This window comes from Streptomyces stoeckheimensis, from assembly GCF_045822005.1.
In the GTDB taxonomy this organism is placed as follows: Bacteria; Actinomycetota; Actinomycetes; order Streptomycetales; family Streptomycetaceae; genus Streptomyces; species Streptomyces stoeckheimensis.
In genome coordinates, this window is sequence record NZ_CP169550.1 from 3,028,156 (window position 1) to 3,046,529 (window position 18,374).

The 18,374-nt window shown below is 72.8% G+C and carries 19 protein-coding genes; 8 read left to right on the top strand and 11 right to left on the bottom strand.

Annotation, left to right across the window (positions count from 1 at the left end; translation table 11 throughout):
* Positions 1 to 96 precede the first annotated feature (96 nt).
* Complete coding sequence (locus ACE1OC_RS13535; protein ID WP_407841553.1) at positions 97 to 1,014, bottom strand: ATP-dependent DNA ligase; 918 nt, start codon at positions 1,012 to 1,014, stop codon at positions 97 to 99.
* A complete protein-coding gene (ligD, locus tag ACE1OC_RS13540; protein WP_407837221.1) occupies positions 1,014 to 1,898 on the bottom strand; it encodes a non-homologous end-joining DNA ligase in 885 nt (294 codons plus the stop codon). Before ligD ends, ACE1OC_RS13535 begins: the two co-directional genes overlap by 1 nt.
* A gap of 31 nt (positions 1,899 to 1,929) precedes the next feature.
* On the opposite strand from ligD, the gene ACE1OC_RS13545 reads away from it, so the two are divergent.
* Positions 1,930 to 3,018, top strand: a complete 1,089-nt coding sequence (locus tag ACE1OC_RS13545) for a Ku protein (protein ID WP_407837222.1) — start codon at positions 1,930 to 1,932, stop codon at positions 3,016 to 3,018.
* A gap of 141 nt (positions 3,019 to 3,159) precedes the next feature.
* On the opposite strand, the gene ACE1OC_RS13550 is transcribed toward ACE1OC_RS13545, so the two are convergent.
* On the bottom strand, positions 3,160 to 3,978 hold the full coding sequence (locus ACE1OC_RS13550; protein WP_407837223.1) for a nuclease-related domain-containing protein: 819 nt from the start codon (positions 3,976 to 3,978) through the stop codon (positions 3,160 to 3,162).
* Between the two features lie 221 nt (positions 3,979 to 4,199).
* Here ACE1OC_RS13550 and ACE1OC_RS13555 point away from each other — a divergent pair, with 221 nt between their 5' ends.
* From ACE1OC_RS13555 to ACE1OC_RS13565, 3 genes are all read left to right on the top strand, one after another.
* A complete protein-coding gene (locus ACE1OC_RS13555) occupies positions 4,200 to 4,832 on the top strand; it encodes a hypothetical protein (protein WP_407837224.1) in 633 nt (210 codons plus the stop codon).
* A 130-nt stretch (positions 4,833 to 4,962) separates the two neighbouring features.
* Complete coding sequence (locus ACE1OC_RS13560; RefSeq protein WP_407837225.1) at positions 4,963 to 5,748, top strand: hypothetical protein; 786 nt, start codon at positions 4,963 to 4,965, stop codon at positions 5,746 to 5,748.
* Positions 5,745 to 7,028: a histidine kinase dimerization/phospho-acceptor domain-containing protein gene (locus ACE1OC_RS13565; protein WP_407837226.1), complete on the top strand. Its 1,284-nt coding sequence runs from the start codon at positions 5,745 to 5,747 to the stop codon at positions 7,026 to 7,028. The genes ACE1OC_RS13560 and ACE1OC_RS13565 overlap by 4 nt, the downstream gene beginning before the upstream one ends.
* Positions 7,029 to 7,063: 35 nt before the next feature.
* Here the strand turns inward: ACE1OC_RS13565 and ACE1OC_RS13570 are convergent, their stop codons facing one another.
* The 3 genes from ACE1OC_RS13570 to ACE1OC_RS13580 all read right to left on the bottom strand — a co-directional run bounded on the left by ACE1OC_RS13570 (position 7,064) and on the right by ACE1OC_RS13580 (position 9,169).
* Positions 7,064 to 7,348, bottom strand: a complete 285-nt coding sequence (locus tag ACE1OC_RS13570) for a hypothetical protein (RefSeq protein WP_407837227.1) — start codon at positions 7,346 to 7,348, stop codon at positions 7,064 to 7,066.
* Positions 7,349 to 7,409: 61 nt separating this feature from the next.
* Complete coding sequence (locus tag ACE1OC_RS13575; RefSeq protein WP_382970522.1) at positions 7,410 to 8,126, bottom strand: TetR/AcrR family transcriptional regulator; 717 nt, start codon at positions 8,124 to 8,126, stop codon at positions 7,410 to 7,412.
* Between the two features lie 113 nt (positions 8,127 to 8,239).
* On the bottom strand, positions 8,240 to 9,169 hold the full coding sequence (locus tag ACE1OC_RS13580; protein WP_266955211.1) for an AurF N-oxygenase family protein: 930 nt from the start codon (positions 9,167 to 9,169) through the stop codon (positions 8,240 to 8,242).
* A gap of 176 nt (positions 9,170 to 9,345) precedes the next feature.
* Between ACE1OC_RS13580 and ACE1OC_RS13585 the strand changes: the two genes are divergently transcribed.
* Positions 9,346 to 10,452, top strand: a complete 1,107-nt coding sequence (locus ACE1OC_RS13585; RefSeq protein WP_407837228.1) for a ferritin-like domain-containing protein — start codon at positions 9,346 to 9,348, stop codon at positions 10,450 to 10,452.
* 124 nt (positions 10,453 to 10,576) lie between these two features.
* Here ACE1OC_RS13585 and ACE1OC_RS13590 read toward each other — a convergent pair whose 3' ends face one another.
* Both ACE1OC_RS13590 and ACE1OC_RS13595 read right to left on the bottom strand, forming a co-directional pair.
* Positions 10,577 to 12,037: a penicillin-binding transpeptidase domain-containing protein gene (locus tag ACE1OC_RS13590; protein ID WP_407837229.1), complete on the bottom strand. Its 1,461-nt coding sequence runs from the start codon at positions 12,035 to 12,037 to the stop codon at positions 10,577 to 10,579.
* Positions 12,034 to 13,404 (bottom strand): FtsW/RodA/SpoVE family cell cycle protein, encoded by a 1,371-nt coding sequence (locus tag ACE1OC_RS13595; RefSeq protein WP_407837230.1) that lies wholly within the window; start codon positions 13,402 to 13,404, stop codon positions 12,034 to 12,036. Before ACE1OC_RS13595 ends, ACE1OC_RS13590 begins: the two co-directional genes overlap by 4 nt.
* Before the next feature lie 117 nt (positions 13,405 to 13,521).
* On the opposite strand from ACE1OC_RS13595, the gene ACE1OC_RS13600 reads away from it, so the two are divergent.
* Together ACE1OC_RS13600 and ACE1OC_RS13605 are read left to right on the top strand one after the other, a co-directional pair.
* Positions 13,522 to 13,911, top strand: coding sequence for a DUF6325 family protein (locus tag ACE1OC_RS13600; protein ID WP_407837231.1), 390 nt, complete (start codon positions 13,522 to 13,524; stop codon positions 13,909 to 13,911).
* Entirely contained in the window at positions 13,911 to 14,330 is a 420-nt protein-coding gene (locus ACE1OC_RS13605; protein WP_407837232.1) for an SHOCT domain-containing protein, read from the top strand. Before ACE1OC_RS13600 ends, ACE1OC_RS13605 begins: the two co-directional genes overlap by 1 nt.
* A 26-nt stretch (positions 14,331 to 14,356) precedes the next feature.
* On the opposite strand, the gene ACE1OC_RS13610 is transcribed toward ACE1OC_RS13605, so the two are convergent.
* Positions 14,357 to 15,079, bottom strand: a complete 723-nt coding sequence (locus tag ACE1OC_RS13610) for a hypothetical protein (protein ID WP_407837233.1) — start codon at positions 15,077 to 15,079, stop codon at positions 14,357 to 14,359.
* Positions 15,076 to 15,726 (bottom strand): RNA polymerase sigma factor, encoded by a 651-nt coding sequence (locus tag ACE1OC_RS13615; protein ID WP_407837234.1) that lies wholly within the window; start codon positions 15,724 to 15,726, stop codon positions 15,076 to 15,078. Before ACE1OC_RS13615 ends, ACE1OC_RS13610 begins: the two co-directional genes overlap by 4 nt.
* A 190-nt stretch (positions 15,727 to 15,916) precedes the next feature.
* Here ACE1OC_RS13615 and ACE1OC_RS13620 point away from each other — a divergent pair, with 190 nt between their 5' ends.
* Positions 15,917 to 17,158: a C40 family peptidase gene (locus ACE1OC_RS13620; RefSeq protein WP_407837235.1), complete on the top strand. Its 1,242-nt coding sequence runs from the start codon at positions 15,917 to 15,919 to the stop codon at positions 17,156 to 17,158.
* On the opposite strand, the gene ACE1OC_RS13625 is transcribed toward ACE1OC_RS13620, so the two are convergent.
* On the bottom strand, positions 17,119 to 18,369 hold the full coding sequence (locus ACE1OC_RS13625) for a styrene monooxygenase/indole monooxygenase family protein (protein ID WP_407837236.1): 1,251 nt from the start codon (positions 18,367 to 18,369) through the stop codon (positions 17,119 to 17,121). The two genes, ACE1OC_RS13620 and ACE1OC_RS13625, sit on opposite strands and share 40 nt — an antisense overlap.
* Between the last annotated feature and the right edge of the window lie 5 nt (positions 18,370 to 18,374).

Sequence of the window (18,374 nt, forward strand, 5' to 3'; positions counted from 1 at the left end):
ATCCACTGATCCACTGCCCCCCCTGACCCACTGACCCCCTGATCCGGCAGCCGGCCCTCTGCGCCGCCCGTGACCCGGGGCGGACCCCGCCCCGGGTCACAGGTCTGTGCGCAGGCGCAGGACCTCCGGTGGCGGGTGGCGGGTCGAGGTGTGGCGGACCTCGGCCGTCAGCGGCGGGTCCAGGGGGTGGAAGGGGACCTCGCCGAGGCCGATGGCCGTGATGGTGGCGCCCCGGGACGTGCGCGGGGCTCCCCCGGCCGCCTCCGGGTCGCGGGCGGCCACCGCAGCCGCCACCTCCGCGCGGAGCGGCGCCGTCAGGGGGCTCGAGACCAGCGGGGTCTCGTCTCCGACCGGGAGGACCAGGACGAGGGCGAGCGGGCGGCGAGCGGTGCCCGTGTAGCCGACCACCGCCGCGTCGCGGACGTTGGTGTGCCGGAGCTTTTGCCAGCCGCGCCGGCCGGCGGGGTAGGGCTGGTCCATCCGCTTGACGACCAGTCCCTCGATGCCGCTGGCGGGCAGGGTCTCGTACCAGGTCTCCGCCAGCTCCGGGTCCGTGGTCATGGGCACCGGCTGGAGCGGTGGGCCCAGGGGCAGGAGGAGGTCGACGAGGAGGGCGCGCCGGCGTTCGTAGGGGCGGGCGCGCAGGTCCAGGCCGGCGAGTTCCAGTACGTCGAAGGCCGCGTACGAGGCCGGCAGCGTCTGGGCCAGCACGGCGGCCCGGGCGGCCGAGGCGGCGGCCGCCCGGCGCTGTACGAGCGCGAAGTCGGTGCGGCCCGCGTGCCAGACCACCACCTCCCCGTCGAGGACGGTCCCGGCGGGGAGGTGGTGGGCGGCCGCCGCGAGGTCGGGGAAGGCCGCGGTGACGATGCGGCCGGAGCGGGCCTGGAGGACCACCCCGTCAACGGCGCGGTCGGTGCGGATGATGACGAGGCGGTGGCCGTCGAACTTGGGCTCGTACGCGAGACCGGGCGCGCGCGGCAGGGTCCGTACGGCCACGGCGAGCGCGACGGTGATCACGGGAGCCGTCCGGCCAGGGCGGGGTCGAGGAGGGGGGCGAAGAGGTCTCCGTCACGGGCCAGCCGCGGGGCGATGTCGTCGGCGAGGAACACCAGGTCGGAGAGGGTCCGGCAGGCCTCGACCTCCGCCCAGGAGACGGGTGCGGAGACGGTGGGCAGGGTGCGGGCCCGCAGGGTGTAGGGGGCCGCCGTGGTCTTGGCGGCGGCGTTCTGGCTGTGGTCGACGAAGACCTTCCCGGGGCGCAGTGCCTTGGTCATCCGGTGCACGACGAGGTCCGGGAGCTCGCGCTCGGCCTCCTGGGCGAGGGCCTTCGCGTACGCCGACACGTGCTCGGAGGGGGTCGGTTCGAGGGGTACCGCCAGGTGGAGGCCCTTGGAGCCGGAGGTCTTCGCGCAGGCGTGGAGGCCGTCCGCGGTGAGGCGGTCGCGGAGCCACAGGGCGGCGGCCGCGCATTCGACGACGGTGGCCGGGGAACCGGGGTCGAGGTCGAGGATCAGGCGGTCGGCGAGGGCGGGGGCGCCGGCCGGCCACTGGGGGGTGTGGAACTCGACGACGAGGTTGGCGGCCCACATGAGGGTGGGCAGGTCGGCGATGACCACCTGTTCGGCCCGGAGGTCCTCGGAACGCGGGACCGGGGTGGTCTTCACCCAGCCGGGGGTACCGGGCGGCGGGTTCTTCGTGAAGAAGAGCTGTCCGTCCGGGCCGTCGGGATAGCGCAGGAAGGACACCGGGCGGTCGTGGATGTGGGCGAGCAGGTGGCCCGCGACCGTGGCGTAGTAGTGGAGGACCTCGCCCTTGGTGAAGCCGGTCTCCGGGTAGAGGACCTTGTCGAGGTTGCTGAGCGAAATGCGACGGCCCTCCACCAGGGTGATCGGCGTCATACGATGAGACTGCCACGAAACAGGAGGAACCGTGCGATCCATATGGAACGGGGCGATCTCCTTCGGCTTGGTCAGCATTCCGATCAAGCTCGTGAACGCCACCGAGAGCCACTCGATCTCCTTCCGCCAGATCCACATCGGCGACGGCGGGCGCGTCCGCTACCGCAAGGTCTGCGAGCTGGACGGGGAGGAGGTGCCGACCGCCGAGATCGGCAAGGGCTACGAGGAGGCGGACGGGTCGATCATTCCGATTACGGACGAGGATCTGGCGCAGCTGCCGATCGCCACCGCCAAGACGATCGAGATCGTTTCGTTTGTTCCCGCTGATCAGATCGATCCGCTGCAGATGGACGCGGCGTATTACCTCGCGGCGAGCGGGGCTACGGCGGCCAAGCCGTACACGCTGCTGCGGGAGGCGCTGAAGCGGAGCCGGAAGGTCGCGATCGCGAAGTACGCGCTGCGGGGGCGGGAGCGGCTGGGCATGCTGCGGGTCGTCGACGACGTGATCGCGATGCACGGGCTGCTGTGGCCGGACGAGATCCGGGTTCCGGAAGGGGTGGCGCCCGAGGGTGCGGTGTCGGTGCGGGAGGCCGAGCTGGACCTGGCGGACGCGCTGATGGCGACGTTGGGGGAGGTGGAGATGGACTCGCTGCGCGACGACTACCGGGAGGCGGTCGAGGCGATGATCGCGGCGAAGGCGGACGGGGGTGAACCGGCGGTGGCGGCGGGGCCGCCGGTGGAGGGGGCCGGTGGGCAGGTCATCGACCTGATGGCGGCGTTGGAGAACAGTGTGCGGGCGGCGAAGGCGTCGCGGGCGGGGGCGGGGGCGCCTGCGGCGGAGGGGGCGGAGGCGGAGGTTACGCCGATTCGGCGGAAGAAGGCTGCGGGGGCGGCTGCGCCGAAGGCGGTGGGCGGGAAGAAGTCGACTGCGTCGGCGGGTGGTGGTGGTGGTGCTGCCGGTGCCGGTGCTGCGAAGAAGTCGACTGCTGCCGCTGCTGCGAAGAAGAAGGCCGCTGCTGCGGCTGTGAAGAAGACGGCCTCGGCCAAGGCTGCGGAGGCGAAGCCTGCGCGGGGTGCCGCGAAGAAGGCGGTGACGCCGCGCAAGCGGAGCTCCGCTTGAGGGGTACCGGGCCTGGGATCCGGGCCCTGCGGGGCGGAGTCCCCTACCCGCCCTTCCACCGTTCCCCGGGCGCTGCCCGGACCCGCGCCTCAAACGCCGGCGGGGCTGGAGGGGGCCCCGGGCGCTACCCGGACCCTGTCCTCAGGCGCCGGACGGCTGAGGGTGCCAGGTTCGGCGGTCTCTGGCTGTGGTGTAGAGGGCTTCTACGTCCGGGGGTTTGAGGGTGGTGGGGGTGTTGGTCAGGAAGGTCGATGTGGTGGCGGGGGTGAGGGTGCGGACGTCGCGGAGGGTGGGGGCGATCTCCAGGCGGGTCGCGTCGACCACGGCCAGGACCGGGGTCACCGGGGTGGAGAGGACGCGGGTCGCGAGGCCCGCCGCGCGGCGGGCCGCACGGGGGTCCGGGGTGGGGTCGGTGCGGCCCACCGTGAGGAGGAGGTCGCCGATCACCACGCGCTGGCGGCGGCCCTGGACCGTGCGGATGCAGAAGACGCCGGGCGGCCCGATGAGGAGGTGGTCCGCGACACCGTGGATCGAGTGCAGGACCTGCCAGTCCTCCGTCTCCGCCAGGGCGTCCAGCACCTCGCCCATCCGCTGCCTCACGGTGAGCTCCTGACGGAGCCGGTGCCGGGCGCGGGTGCCCGCGGTGCCGTACGTGAGAGCTCCGAGCAGGGCCTCGCCCGGGCGGTTCGGGGCCAGGTCCTCGTCGGGCGGGAGGGACAGGCGGAGCAGGTCCCCGGCCGTGGGGACGGGGGGCGGGCCGATGGCCACGGTTCCGGTGAGGTAGGGGCGTAACGCCGTCAGGATCTCCTCGCGGCGCTCGTCCGCCAGCACGCTGATCCGGTTGGCCCGCCGGTCGTACCAGGCCACGGCCCTGCCGTCGGGCAGGTTCACATACAGCCGGCCGCGGCCGGGCCGGCCGCTCGGCAGTACCTTCAGGCCCCTCGAACCCATCGAAGACATGCCCTCACCCCCGGCGTCCATGGGAGCAGCCCCGGCGCCCCGCGGCAATCCCCCGGTCGGGTCCGGCCTGCGGCGTGCGTCGTGCGGCCCGTGGCGTGTAACGACTCCGCCGGGTCGCTGAGGCATGGCTGTTACAGAAGCAACGGGTTACCGCAACGGCCGGTGCATACGTTTATCCCACCTGGACAGACCAGGGCCCGACCTGCACCGAAGGACGTCCCGTGAACACCGTGAGCCGCAGCCGCCGCAGTCTCGTAAGCGCCGCCGCCGTGGCTGTGGGTGCCGGCACCCTGCTGGCGTTCCCCGCGGCCGCCGCGTTCGCCGACGGGGTGCCGTCGGCTTCCTCCGCGCAGGGCGTGACCGCCCCGCGGACCCTGGTCAAGACCGTGTCGCTCGCCGACGGCGTCTCCACGGCGCACGTGTACCGCGTGGCCAAGGGCGCCTATCAGGCCGATGTCCTCAACCCCGACGGCTCCACCGCCGTCACCCTGACCAGCCGTGACGGCAGCACCGGCTTCGGTGCCGCCGGGGAGATGCACCTCGCGCTGCGGTCCGACGGCCGGCTCAGTTCCTGGGCCGGGCCCGGCAGCGATGCGCAGGCCGCAGACGGCGCTTCCGGCGCCGGAAGCACGGACGGGCACAAGACCGCGAGCCGCGACGGCCGGGTCGTCCCCGTCTCCGCGCCCCCGCGCTCGGGTACGGGGACGGGGACCGTCGAGGCTTTGGGCCTGCACACACTGGCCGACGGCCCGGGTGACGGCATGCTGCTGCTCGCCGCGGGCGGCGGCATCGCGGCGATCGGCGCCGCCGGGCTGGGCTTCGCGATGCTGCGCCGCGGGCGTACGGAAGCGTAGGACGCCGCTTCCCCGCCCCGCGGGTGCCGCGGCCGGCCCGTCGGTCCTCCGGCCCGGGCTCACGGGCAGAAACGATGCGGCTCTGCCTACTGTGGACAGGCACATGCTCATGGGAGAGGAGGGTCGACGGGTGATCGGATCCGGATCCGTTCCCTCCCCCGGTCCCGGACACCGGGGCCGGCGCCGGCGTGTCCGGGCCGGTCTGCTGACCGCCCTGCTGCTGCCGCTGGCGAGCGCCTGCGATGACACCGGCGGGCTGGCCGGTGCCGGGGCGACCCCGACCGCGAGCGGGCCCGTACATCTGTGGCCCGGGCGCGCGGGGGCCGTCGTACCGCCCGCCGATCCGGGGGGCGCGCCGCCCGAGTACGTACCCGGGATCGCGCCCGTGCAGGACCAGAACGTGCACGTGATCGACCCGGCGACCCTGGTGCAGGCCGAGCTGCGGGCTCACCCGAACGCGCGGACCGGCCCCGACGGGATGCCGCCCGAGACCGTCGCCGCGATCGAGGAGTGCGGGGCGGACGGGGCCGATCCGAAGAAGTGTCCGGTGCTGACGCCGTACTACCGGGACCTCACCGGCAACGGCAAGGACGAGCTGATCGTCGGCATCGAGTACCCGGATCAGCAGATGTCCGTACGCGTGTACACGGCGGACGCGGAGGGCCGGCTCAACCGGATCATGGCCACGACCGACACCGTCATCAGCGTGGAGCTCGCCGGACGGGACGTGATCCTGCGCGTCCCCAGCGGCAACGCCGGCTACGAGGTGAACACCACCTGGTCCTGGGACGAGACGCAGCGCTCGATGCTGCCGGCCTGGGAGCAGATCGTCCGGGTGCCCGGCAGCACCGGCCCGGGCCGGACCCCGGGCACGTCCCCCTCCCCGAGCCCCGGCTCGGCGGGAGCGTCGCGGTGAGGCTCCGGCTGCCCTCGTGGACGGCGACGCTGACCTGGAAGTCGGCGTGCTTCATCGTGCTGATGTGCTGCTCGCTCGCGGCGGTGCTGGGTGTGCTCGTACACGTGGAGGTGACCCGGCAGACCGTCGCGACGGCCCGCGAGAAGGCCCTCGGCAAGCTGACCGAGGCCTCGCGCGCCTACGAGGCCGGCGAGATGCTGCCGCCGGAGACCGGGCTGGACCCGCCCGGGCTGCCGGACCGGCTGCGCGCGCTGGCCCTCTCCGGACAGCGGGGGACGCTCGTGGCGCAGGACGGGGGCCGGCAGCTGATGTGGGCGGCGGCCCCGGCGGACGGCAAGGCGCTGGCCACGGCCGTCGACTACGGGCAGAGCGCGCGCACGATCACCGGGCTGGACAACGCGATCATCGGCTCGTCGGTGCTGGCCATCGGCGGGACGCTGCTGGTGGGCGCCTTCGCCGTGACGCGGGTGACGCGGCGGCTGCACCAGACGGCGACGGTGGCCCGCAGGATCACCCAGGGCGACCTGGACGCACGGGTCGGGGATCCACGGACGAAGGACCCCTCGCGGCACCAGGACGAGGTGGCGACCGTGGCGGCGGCCCTGGACACGATGGCGGGCAGTCTGCAGACGAAGCTCCAGCGGGAGCAGCGGTTCACGGCGGACGTCGCGCACGAGCTGCGGACCCCGCTGACCGGTCTGCAGGCGGCGTCGGAGCTGCTGCCCGAGGGGCGGGCGACGGAGCTGGTGCAGGAGCGGGTGCGCACGATGCGGCAGCTGACGGAGGACCTGCTGGAGATCTCCCGGCTCGACTCGGGCAGCGAGGTGGTGGAGACGGACCTGCACCAGCTCGGGCGCCTCGCGCGGCGGGTGGTGCGGGCGTCGGGGACCGACACCGAGGTCGTCGTGGTGCGGGACGCGCACGTGGAGACGGACCGGCGGCGGCTGGAGCGGGTGCTGGGGAACCTGGTCGCCAATGCCCACAAGCACGGGCGGGCGCCGGTGGTGGTGACGGTGGACGGGCCGGTGGTGACCGTACGGGACCACGGAGACGGCTATCCCGAGTACCTCGTGTCCCACGGGCCCCAGCGGTTCCGTACCGGGGGCGGGAGCAAGGGGCACGGGCTGGGGCTGACGATCGCGGTGGGACAGGCGGAGGTCATCGGGGCCGATCTGGTGTTCCGGCAGGCGGGCCCCGACGAGGACGGGGCGGGCGGGGCGGAGGCCGTACTGACCCTGGTCGAGGCCCGGCTATCGTCGGGCGACGGCACCCTCCCGTGAGGTGACGGCCGCCTGCCGTGAGGTGACCCCGGCCGTCACTCCCCCGGCGGGGCCGGCGGGGTCGGCTTCGTCCAGGGCCAGCGGAGCTTCGGCTTCTGGCCGCCCGGGGCGTAGACGTACTTCCAGCCCCGCTGGAGGCCGAGGCGCTTGGAGTACCCCGCCGGGACCCTCTCGTAGAGCAGCACCGTGGGGGCGCCGCCGTCCGGGGCCGGGACCGGGATCTCGTACCACCTCGACGGGTGGCCGGTCGGGCCGAGGAGGATCGGGAGGGTCCGGCCGTCCATCGGGCCGCCCTCGAAGGGGGTGGGTTGGCTTCTCACCCCTCCAGTCTCACAGCAATCCGGAAATCACAGCCGTTCAGGGGTCACAGCCGTTCAGGGGTCACAGCAGGTGCGCCGCCTCGGAGACCACGGGGATCACCCGGCGGGCCAGTACCCCCACCGGTCCGTCCGCCGATTCGAGCGCGAGCGCGGCGCGGGCCGCCGCGGCCGTCTCCGGGTCGGTCGCGGCCGTGGCCGTGAGGAGGGCGATGAACTGGTCCACCAGCCAGTCCCGGAGCGAGTCGATCTCCGGCTGCTTGCCCTCGTCGATCCAGATCAGCGAGGCGGCCTCGACCGCCGTGATCCAGGTGCGCACCATCATGCGCAGGCGCGGGCCGGGGGCCGGCACCCCGAGGTGGAAGAGGATCGCCTCGGCGGCCGCCCGGCGGATGCCGTCGACGGTCGCGGTGGTGCGGGAGGTTTCGACCACGCTGCCGCCCTGGAGGAGGGCGGAGAAGCCGGCGTCGTGTTCGTCGACGAAGGCGAGGTACCGGTCCAGGGCCCGGGAGAGCCGCTGGGTCAGGGGGCCGGCCTGGGGTTCGGCGAAGCAGAGCCGCAGGACGTCGGCGGCGGAGCGCAGGGCGGCCTCGTAGAGCTGCTGTTTCCCGCCGGGGAAGTAGCGGTAGACGAGGGGGCGCGAGACACCGGCGGCCTCGGCCACGTCGTCCAGCGAGACCTCCTCCGGCGCCCGGTGTGCGAACAACGTCAGGGCCGCGTCGAGGAGCTGGGCCCGGCGCTCCTCGACGCTCATCCTGCGGTACGCCCGTACGGCTGTCATGTCCGCAGGGTAGCCGCACCCCGTGGCCCTGGGGCCTGTCGTCAAACTCCCGTCGTCGCCCGAAGTCGCGAGGCAGGCGCGAGTTTGACGACAGGCCCCGAGGTGAGGAGTGTTCAGGCGAGGAGCCCCGAGCTCTTCCAGAGCTTGCGGCCGACTCCGCGCATCACGCCTATGTCGTCCAGGAAGTCGGTGAGCCGCTTGGCTCCGGTCTGCATGACCTCCCGGCGGTGGCCGCTCGCCTTGACCTGGGCGAGCGCCTCGCGCCGGTCGAGGCCGATGTTGTCGTAGACCTGGGGGTTCACGAAGGCCTGCGAGAAGACGCGGGCGGCCTGGCCGCAGCTCACGCGGGTGAGTTCCTGCTCCCAGCGCGGGGCGGTGAGCATCTGGCGGCGCAGTTCCTCGCGGGCGTAGCGGACGTGGCGCGCCTCTTCGATGACGTGGATGCGGGTGACGCCGCGGACGAGGGGCTGGATGCGCTCGTCCGGGAAGGTCAGGCGCTGCATCCAGTCGAGGACCTCCTCGCCGAGCAGGGTGCAGGCGAAGGATCCGGGGGTGGTGGAGACCGTCTTCAGGACGCGGGCGAGGTTGTGGTTGGCGCGGGAGACCGGGTACTCGGGGGCGCCGCCCGTTTTGATCATGCGGGCGAACATCATCGAGTGCCGGCACTCGTCGGCGATCTCGGTGAGCGCGTACCGGACGTGGTTGCTGGTCAGGGACTTGTCGTAGACGTGCCGGACCAGGAGCTGCATGAGGATGATCTCGAACCAGATGCCGAGCGAGCCGAGCGCCGCCGCCTCGTGGCGGGAGAGTTCGATGCGCTGCTCCTCGCCCATCTTCTTCCAGAGCGGGGTGTCGAAGAGGGAGAGCAGCTCGGGCGGCCAGTAGTACTTGCCGTCGATGGGCGGGGCGTCCCAGTCGAGTTCCTTGTCCGGGTCGAAGGAGTGCTTCGCCGAGGATTCGAGCAGCCGCTCGGCGATCTGCTCGCGGTCCTTGAGCAGGCCGAGGGCGTCGCGCAGCTCGGCTCGTTCGGTCACGGTGGTCATGGCTTCGGACACCTCTGCGTCGAGTTACCGGCGGTCACTTCTTATGAGACTGCCTGTCAGCAAGACCGTCAATCCCTCGCGCACGACTTGTTGACCGCGCGTCTACCAACGTGTGACGCTGCCAACTGTCCGGCCCTGTACGGAAGTACGCGGCTACGTGAGGCGAGGGGGCGTCAGTGTCGACGCACGAGCTCTACACCAACGATCCGGGCGAGACCGTCTGGCCGGTCCCCGCATCCGGGAATGCCCGTTTCAGCTGGGAGTACGACGGCGGCCGCGAGCGGCTGCTGGCCCTGTACCAGAAGGGCAAGGACAAACAGTGGGACGGCGCCAAGCGCATCGACTGGGACATCGAGGTGGATCCGTACGATCCCCTGGGCACCCCGGACGAGGCGCTTCCGCTGCACGGCACCCGGCACTGGGCCAAGCTCACGGAACGGGACCGGGGCGAGCTGCGCCGGCACTACAGCGCATGGAACTTCAGCCAGTTCCTGCACGGCGAGCAGGGCGCGATGGTGTGCGCGGCGCGCATCGTCGAGTCGGTGCCGGACCTCGACGCGAAGTTCTACTCCGCCACGCAGACCATGGACGAGGCCCGGCACGCGGAGATCTTCGGACGGTTCCTGCACGAGAAGATCGGGATGCTCTACCCGATCAACGACAGCCTTCAAGGGCTGCTCGGCGACACCCTGCGCGACTCCCGCTGGGACATGCCCTACCTGGGCATGCAGGTGCTCATCGAGGGGCTGGCGCTGGCCGCCTTCGGGATGATCCGCGACACCACGAACAAGCCGCTGCCCAAGCAGATCCTGGCCTACGTGATGCAGGACGAGGCCCGGCACGTGGCCTTCGGGCGGATGGCCCTGCGCGACTACTACAAGCAGTTGTCGGACGCCGAGCTGCGCGAGCGCGAGGAGTTCGTGATCGAGGGCTGCTACCTGATGCGGGACCGGCTGCGCGGGGTGGAGGTGCTGGAGAACTTCGGCATCTCGCGCGTCGAGGCGGAGGAGTTCAGCGAGCGGTCGGAGTTCCTGGCGCTCTTCCGCAAGCTGCTCTTCAGCCGGATCGTGCCGTGCGTGAAGGACATCGGGCTGTGGGGCGAGCGGCTGCAGAAGGCGTACCTGGACATGGGCGTCTTCGAGATGGGGAACTCCAACCTGGACCTGCTGATGAGCCAGGACGAGGAGATCGCCGAGGCCCTCGACCGGGAGCGGTTCGCGGCCGAGGAGGAGCAGCGGGTGGCGGAGGTCGCGGAGGCCATCACGGAGGGCGCGGGCGCGTAGGGGGTGTCCGGAACCGCTCGGGCGGGATCCCGTCGGGCGGGAGCGCCGGCCCGGGCGGCGCGGCTCCCGCGATGCGGCTCCTACGACGCGCCCTCCGGCGGGAATCCCGTGCGCAGGGTGAACGTCATCGGGCCGACAGTGCCGCCTCCATCACCGCCCGGGCGATCGGCGCGGCCGCGCCGTTGCCGCTGATGTCCCCGCGGACGGCCGACGCGTCCTCGACGACCACCGCGACCGCCACGGCCGGCGGCCGTCCGCCCTCCGGCTTGGCCCAGGAGATGAACCAGGCGTACGGGGTACCCGCGTTGCCGACGCCGTGCTGGGCCGTGCCGGTCTTGCCGCCCACCACGGCGCCGGGGATCGCAGCGTTGCGGCCGGTGCCGTGCTCCACCACCTTCACCATGAGCTCCTGCATCCGCATCGCGGTCAGCGGGGTCATGGCCCGGCCCAGACTGCGCTGGTCGGCGCGGCGGACCGGGTCGCCGTCGTCCTGGGTCGTGCGGTCCACCAGATAGGGGGCCTTGAGCTCCCCGCCGTTGGCGACGGCCGCCGCCACCATCGCCATCTGCAGCGGGGTGGCCTTGGTGTTGAACTGGCCGATCGAGGACAGGGCCAGCTGGTCGGGGCTCATGTCGGTGTCGAAGTTGGACCGCGACACCCAGGCCGGCACCCGCAGCCCCGCGTCGTTGAAGCCGAACCGCCGCGCCGCCTCCGTCATCCCGCGCAGCCCGACCTGTACGCCGATCTTCGCCATCACCGTGTTGCACGACCACTGCACCGCGTCCGCCATCGAGGCGTCGGCGCAGCCCGTGCCGGCGTTCGGCAGCAGGGTGCTGGTGCCCGGCAGCGGGTACGGGTCCGGGGTCTCGGTCGGCGCGTCCACGTCGGTGACCACTCCCGCGTCGAGGGCGGCGGCCGCCGTCACGATCTTGAACGTGGAGCCGGGCGGGTACGTCTCGCGCAGTGCGCGGTTGAGCATCGGCTTGGCGGGGTCCGCATTGAGCTTCTCCCAGGCCTCCTTGACCTTCGGCCCGGTGCCGGAGAGCACCGCCGGGTCGTAGGAGGGGCTGCTGACCAGCGCGAGGATCTTGCCCGTGGCCGGCTCCACGGCGGCGACCGCGCCCCGCTTGCCCGCGAGCCCGGTGTACGCGGCCAGCTGCATGTTCGCCCGGATGGTGGTGGCGGCGTCGCCGCCGCCGGGGCGGCCGCGCGAGAGCTCGTACCAGAGCGGGAAGGCGGACAGCCCGGGGTCGGTGCCGGAGAGGACCGGGTCCTCGGCGCGTTCCAGGAAGCTGGTCCCGTAGGTCTGCGAGGCGAAGCCGGTGACGGGCGCGTAGAGCGGTCCGTTCTTGTACGTGCGCTCGTAGCGCAGCAGTTGGCGGCTGTCCCGGGAGCCGGTGACGGGACGGCCGTCGACGGTGATGTCCCCGCGCGGTTCCGCGTACCGCTCGATGGCGGGGCGTTTGTTGGCCGGGTTCGCGCCGTAGCCCGCGGCCTCCCAGACCTGTACGCGGCCGACGTTGACCAGCAGGGCGACGAGCAGCAGGGCGCAGAAGTACGCGCACCAGCGGATGTAGCGGATCACGCGTCGGCCTCCTCGGCCGGTCCGGGCCTGCGGGCGCTGTCGCTGAGCCGGATGAGCAGGGCGACGATGATCCAGTTGGTGACCACGGAGGAACCGCCCTGGGCGAGGAAGGGCATGGCCATGCCGGTCAGCGGGATCAGGCCGGTGACTCCGCCGGCGATGACGAACACCTGGAGCGCGACGATCGAGGCGAGTCCGGTGGCGAGGAGCCGCCCGAAGGGGTCGCGCAGCGCCAGCCCGGCGCGGAAACCGCGGGCGACGAGGAGTCCGTAGAGGAGCAGGATCGCGGTGAGGCCGACGAGGCCGAGCTCCTCCCCGGCGGTGGCGAGGATGAAGTCGGATTTGGCGGCGAAGCCGATGAGGAAGGACTGGCCGTGGCCGAGCCCGGCGCCGAGCAGCCCACCGGCCCCGAAGGCGAAGAGCGACTGGGCGAGCTGGCCGGGGCCGTCGCCGCGCTCGATGGAGGCGAAAGGATTCAGCCAGTCGTCCACACGGCTGTTCACGTGCGGCTCGAACGTCCCGACGGCGTACGCACCCACGGCCGCGAGCAGCAGCCCGATGGCGATCCAGCCGATCCGGCCGGTGGCCGTGAACAGCATGATCACGAAGAGGCCGAAGAACAGCAGCGAGGTCCCGAGGTCACGCTCCAGGACGAGCACGCCGACCGAGAGCAGCCAGATGGCCAGGATCGGGCCGAGGACCCGGCCGGGAAGCAGCCTCAGCTTCCAGAAGAGGGTGCGCCCGGTGAGGGCCAGGGCGGTGCGGTTCGCGGCGAGGTAGGAGGCGAAGAACACGGCGAGCAGGATCTTGGCGAACTCCCCCGGCTGGAAGGAGAGCCCGGCGAACCGGATCCAGATGTGCGCACCGTTCACGGCCGGGAAGAAGACGGGCACCAGCATCAGGGCGAGGGCGACGGCGACGGACAGGTAGGCGTACTTCTGCAGCACCCGGTGGTCGCGCAGCAGCGCGACGGCGAGCACGAAGAGCACCACCCCGAGGGCTGACCAGCGCAGTTGCTCACCGGCGGTGGCACGGCCGGGGGTGGTGACGTCGAGGCGCTGGATGAGGACGAGGCCGAGGCCGTTGAGCAGGACGGCGATCGGGAGCAGCAGCGGATCGGCGTACGGGGCGAACAGGCGGACGGCGAGGTGGGCGACGAGCGCGGCCACGGCGAGGCCGGCGGCGTAGTGGGCGGCGGGTGCGGGGATGTGGCCGGTGGTGGCGAGCCCCACGTAGAGGTGGCCGAGGACGGCGATCAGGACGGCGCCGAAGAGCAGCGACAGCTCGACTCCACGACGCTTGGGCGCACGGGCGTCGGGTGGCGGTGGCGGGGCGGGTTCCGTCACCTTCGCCGTCAGAGCGGTCATACGGGGAAACGTAGCAAGGAGCAGGGCCGTATGTCCGCTTATGTCATAGTGTGCCGAAGAGTCGTCAGAACCGGTCGGAAGCGAAGTAGCGCATCAGCGGATCAGGAGTCTCCTTCCATGGGACCTGCGGAGTTCATCGTCCTGGCCTTTCCGGAAGAACAGCTGCGGGTCGCGGCGGTCGAGGCGGTGATGGGGCTGCGCAAGGCCGGGGTCGTGCGGCTCATCGACGGGCTGGTGGCCACCAAGACCGCCGGTGGCGAGGTGCTGTCGGCGGAGTTCGACGAGTTCGTCGAACTCCGGGGCCTGCTCGCCCACCGGGAGGCGGCCCCGCTGATCGGCCCCGAGGACGTCAGGGAATCGGCCGAACTGATGGACCGCGGCAGCTGCGCCCTCCTGCTGGTCGTCGAGCACGTATGGGCCGAGGATGCCGCCATCGCCGTCCGCGCGGCGGGCGGCCGGATCGCGGGAGCCGTCCGCCTCCCGGCCGACCGGCTGGGGGCGGCCTGATGTTCATCCGCCCCATCGGCTCCGTCGTGAACCCCTCCCAGCGCCCCTCGGGCCACCCCCTGCTGCGCGGAATCCTGGCGCGCGGGGCCTACGTCTGGGACGCGGCCCAGCACCCGGCGGCGGTTGCGGCCCCCCAGCCCCAGGACGGCACGGCCCCGTCCGCAGCCCCGGCCACGTCCACCGACGCGACCCCGACCACGCGTCCCGGCCAGGCCCCCTCGCCCCCGGCGGCCCCCTCCGCCCGCCGGGAGCCCGCAGCCGACCGCCCCGCTCCGCACGCCGGCCCGGCGGCCCCCGGACCGGTCTCCCCCGGAGCCGATCTGACGGACCGCCTGACCCAGCTGGCCGCCCTGGCCCGCGAAGGCCTGCTGACCCCGGAGGAGTTCTCGGCGGCCAAGGCCCGCCTGCTGGCCGGCTGACCCGGACCGGGAGCCGCCCCTGTCTGCTACTTCGCGGAGTCCGCGTTCGCCCCCGTCCGGGTGTCGCCCTCCTCCCAGCTCCATGTCATCGGCGGCCCTTGAGGTACGACGACGGGTCCGGTCGGGGCCTCCTCATCACCGCCGGGGTACATGGCTATGCAGGACGGCACCCGCTCCGGGGCTATCGAGGCGGCGCTCACCCACTTGAGGAGGGGCTTGATGGGTTTCATGAGCAGAACGACGTGCCCTGCGGGGAGCGTCCTCTCATTGACCGTCAGCACGAGCTCCCCGTCCCTGGTGAAGCCGAAGAGCTGCTCGTCGGATACGGACACGGTCACGCCGTTCTCGTCAACGACGTGACCCACTGGCCCATCGGCTCCACCGCCCGGCTCGGAGCACTCCGCCACCGGCTTCTGGGGAACCACCGCGACGGGAACGCCCAACTCACGGAGTTCCCGCTCCACACCACTGATTCCCTCGGGGTTGAACAGACGGACGACGATGGTGCCGTCATCGCTCTTGCTCAGCGCGTACGCGGCGGACGTGCCTCCCTGGTCCCCCACCACCGGGAGGGCGATCAGGCCGGCGGCCGCCGTCGCCGCCAGCCCGATGGCGAGGGGTATCCGCAACCGCCGGGCAGGCGAGCGGACGGCGAAGTCGGCGCGGCCGTCGAGCTGTGCCCGGTCGGCGGCTATCGCCACGAGCTCCGCCTTCAGGCGCTCCTCGAACGCGGTCGGTCTGGTGCTCATCGCGCTACCTCCAACTGCTGCGCCGGGGCGGGGACGGAAGCGGCGGAATCCGCCGGGGTCCGCAGCGCGCGCCGGGCGCGGTGCAGGCGGACCCGGATGGTGGCCTGGGTGACTCCGAGGGCCTGGGCGGCCTCGGCCGGGGTGAGGCCGTCGACCACCACCAGGTCGAGCGCGGCCCGCAGCGGCTCCGACAGGGCGGCATGCCGCTCGGCCAGGTCGCGGAAGGCCCGCTGTGCGTCTATCCGCTCCTCCAGGGCCGCCACGTCCTGGTCGTCGAGCAGCCTCCGGCCGCTGAGCCGCTGCAGCGCTCCGCGCTCGCGGGCGCCCGCACGGGCGTGGCTCGCCAGAACGTTGCGGGCGATGCCGTAGAGCCAGGCGATCGGCACTCCCCTGTCGGGCCGATAGCCGGCCGCGTCCTTCAGCGCGGCGAGGAAGATGTCGGCCGTGAGGTCCGCCGCCACGTGCGGGTCGGTGACCCGCCGTGTGACGAACCCGAGCACGGCGTCGATGTGCTCCTCGTAGAACGCGCCGAACCCCTCCGGCGTCCGGAGGTCCGGTGGCCCGGCCCCCGCCCATCCGGAGTCCTTCCCCCTGCTCCCCGCCCGCGCGCCGCGCGCCCCCGCGCCGTCCTCGTGTGCGCTGTTCACCCCGGTCCCTCCCCTGGTAGGCGGGGCCCCGTCGGCCCCTCACCCCGTACTTGGCGAAAGCCGCATCAAGCGTTTCATCGGGTCCGGCCGGCGGACGTACGCCGACCGGGTGAGCGGAGCGGCACGGCCGCCCCGGGTGGGCGATTTGTCATACCGCACATGGCAGCATCGGCCGCCAGGAGGTGACCCCATGTCACGACGACGCAGACGTCGGCTGCTTCGCGCCGCATGCCTCGCCGCAGCCCTCGTCACGGCCGGCCCGCTCCCCGTCACCCACGCCGAGCCCGCCGCCCCCGCAGCACCGGAGACACCCGCGGCGCCGGACGCCCCCGCGGCCCCCACGGCCCCCGGCACCCCCGGCACCCCCGCCGCCCCCACCGAACCCGTCGGTGTCCTCCTCACCCGCCTCCAGGGCCTCTACCAGCGCGCCGAGCAGGCCACCGAGGCCTACAACGCCGCCGAGGCCGCCCTCACCGCCCGGAAGCGCGAGGAGAGCCGGCTCAGCACCGAGCTCGGCAGGGCCCGTACCGCCGTCACCGACGCCCAGACCACCACGGGCCGGCTGGCGCGCGAGCAGTACAAGGGGGGCCGCGGGTTCTCCCCGTACGCCCGGATGCTGTTCGCCGGGGACCCCCAAGGGGCCCTGGAGCAGCGCCGGGTCGCGGAGCGCGAGGGTGCCCGGCGGGCCGCCGCGCTGGAGCGGCTCGCCCGGGGCGAGAAGCACGCCGACAGCCTCGCCACCGCCGCCCGCAAGGCCCTGGACTCCGAGCTGAAGCTCGCCGCCGACACCAAGGAGCGCAAGGAGGAGGCCGCCACTCAGCTCAAGGAGGTCGAGCGGCTGCTGGCCTCGCTCAGCCCCGCCCAGCTCACCGAGCTCGATGCGCGGGAAGCCGAGGACACCGCCACGGCGCAGCGGGAGCTGATCGGTTCGGGGAAGCTGGGGAGCCCCGGCGCGCAGCTCCGCAACCCCACCGCGGCCGGCGGCACGGCCCTCACGTACGCGGCCGCCCAGATCGGGAAGCCGTACGTGTGGGGCGCCGAGGGTCCGGCCTCCTTCGACTGCTCCGGGCTGACCTCGCAGGCCTGGGCGCACGCGGGCCGCGAGATCCCCCGGACCAGCCAGGAGCAGTGGGCCCGGCTGCCCCGGGTGCCGCTCGACGAACTGCGCCCGGGCGACCTGGTGGTGTACTTCCCGACCGCCACCCACGTGGCCCTGTACGTCGGCGACGGCAAGGTCATCCAGGCGCCCCGCCCGGGCGCGAAGGTGAAGGTCTCGCCGATCGCCGCGAATCCGCTGCTCGGCGCGGTACGGCCGGACCCCGACGGGGCGCCGCTGCGCGCCTTCGCCCCGCCGCCGCTGCCCGAGGCCGCGTCGGCGGGGGACGATGCGGGTTACTCGGAGGCCGAGGCTCCCGCCACGTCCGCCAGGTAGTCCGCCGCGTCCTCGGGGTCGTAGAAGTACGCGTCGAAGTCGGCCGGGTTGTCGAAGCCGTTGGCGAATCGATCCGCCACCGGCTGGAGCTGCCCGGCCGCACCGATCAGGTTCAGCACGTGCTCCGGCGGGACGCCGAGCATGGCGTTCGTCCACTGGGTCGCGGGCTTGCCGCTGGTGAACCAGTACTTGTCGAAGGTCGCCTTCATCCACGCCTCGTCGAACGGGTTGTCCCCGTGCATGAGGATCGAGGAGAGGTACGAGGCCGCGCACTTGGCCGCCGAGTTGGAACCCTGCCCGGTGATCGGGTCGTTGGCGACGACCACGTCCGCCACGCCCAGCACCAGCCCGCCGCCGGGCAGCCGGCCGATGGGGTTGCGGACCACGGGGGCGTACCGCCCGGCGAGCGTGGCGCCCGCGTCCGTGAGCTCCACCTTCGTCGCCCGCGCGTACTCCCAGGGAGTGAACTTCTCCATCAGCTCCAGCGTCAGGGCGAGGTGGTCCGCCGGGTCCTTCACCCCGCCGAAGACGTCCAGCGGTCCGCCCGGGATCCCCTCCCAGAACAGGATGTCGGCCCGCCCGGAGGTGGTCAGCGTCGGCATCACGAACAGCTCGCCGGCACCCGGGACCAGGTTGCAGCGCACGGCCTCCGTCTCCGGGTGCTCGGGGCGCGGCGCCAGCCCGTGGACGTACGACACGGCGAGCGCGCGCTGCGGGGCGTCGTACGGGGAACGGGCCGCGTCCCGACCGAACAGCGAGACCAGCTCGCCCTTGCCGGCCGCGACCAGCACCAGGTCGTACGTGCGGGAGAAGAAGTCCAGGTCGGAGACGGACGCGCCGTGGATGACCAGCTGCCCGCCGCGCTGCGCGAAGGTGTCGAGCCAGCCGGCCATCTTCACGCGCTGGTCGACGGACTGGGCGAAGCCCTTGAGCTTGCCGAGCCAGTCGACGGCGCGGCTGCCGTCGGGGGCGGAGACCGAGACGCCCAGGCCCTCGATCTTCGGCGCCTGCTGCTCCCAGAAGTTCAGCTGGAGGTCCCGCTCGTACTGGAGCGCCGTGTCGAACATGCACTGGGTGGACATGACCCGCCCGGTGCGGATCTCGTCCGCCGTCCGGTTGGACATGAGGGTGACCTCGTACCCCTTCGCCTGGAGTCCGAGGGCGAGCTGGAGACCGGACTGGCCGGCGCCGACGACGAGTATCTTGCGCATCTGGA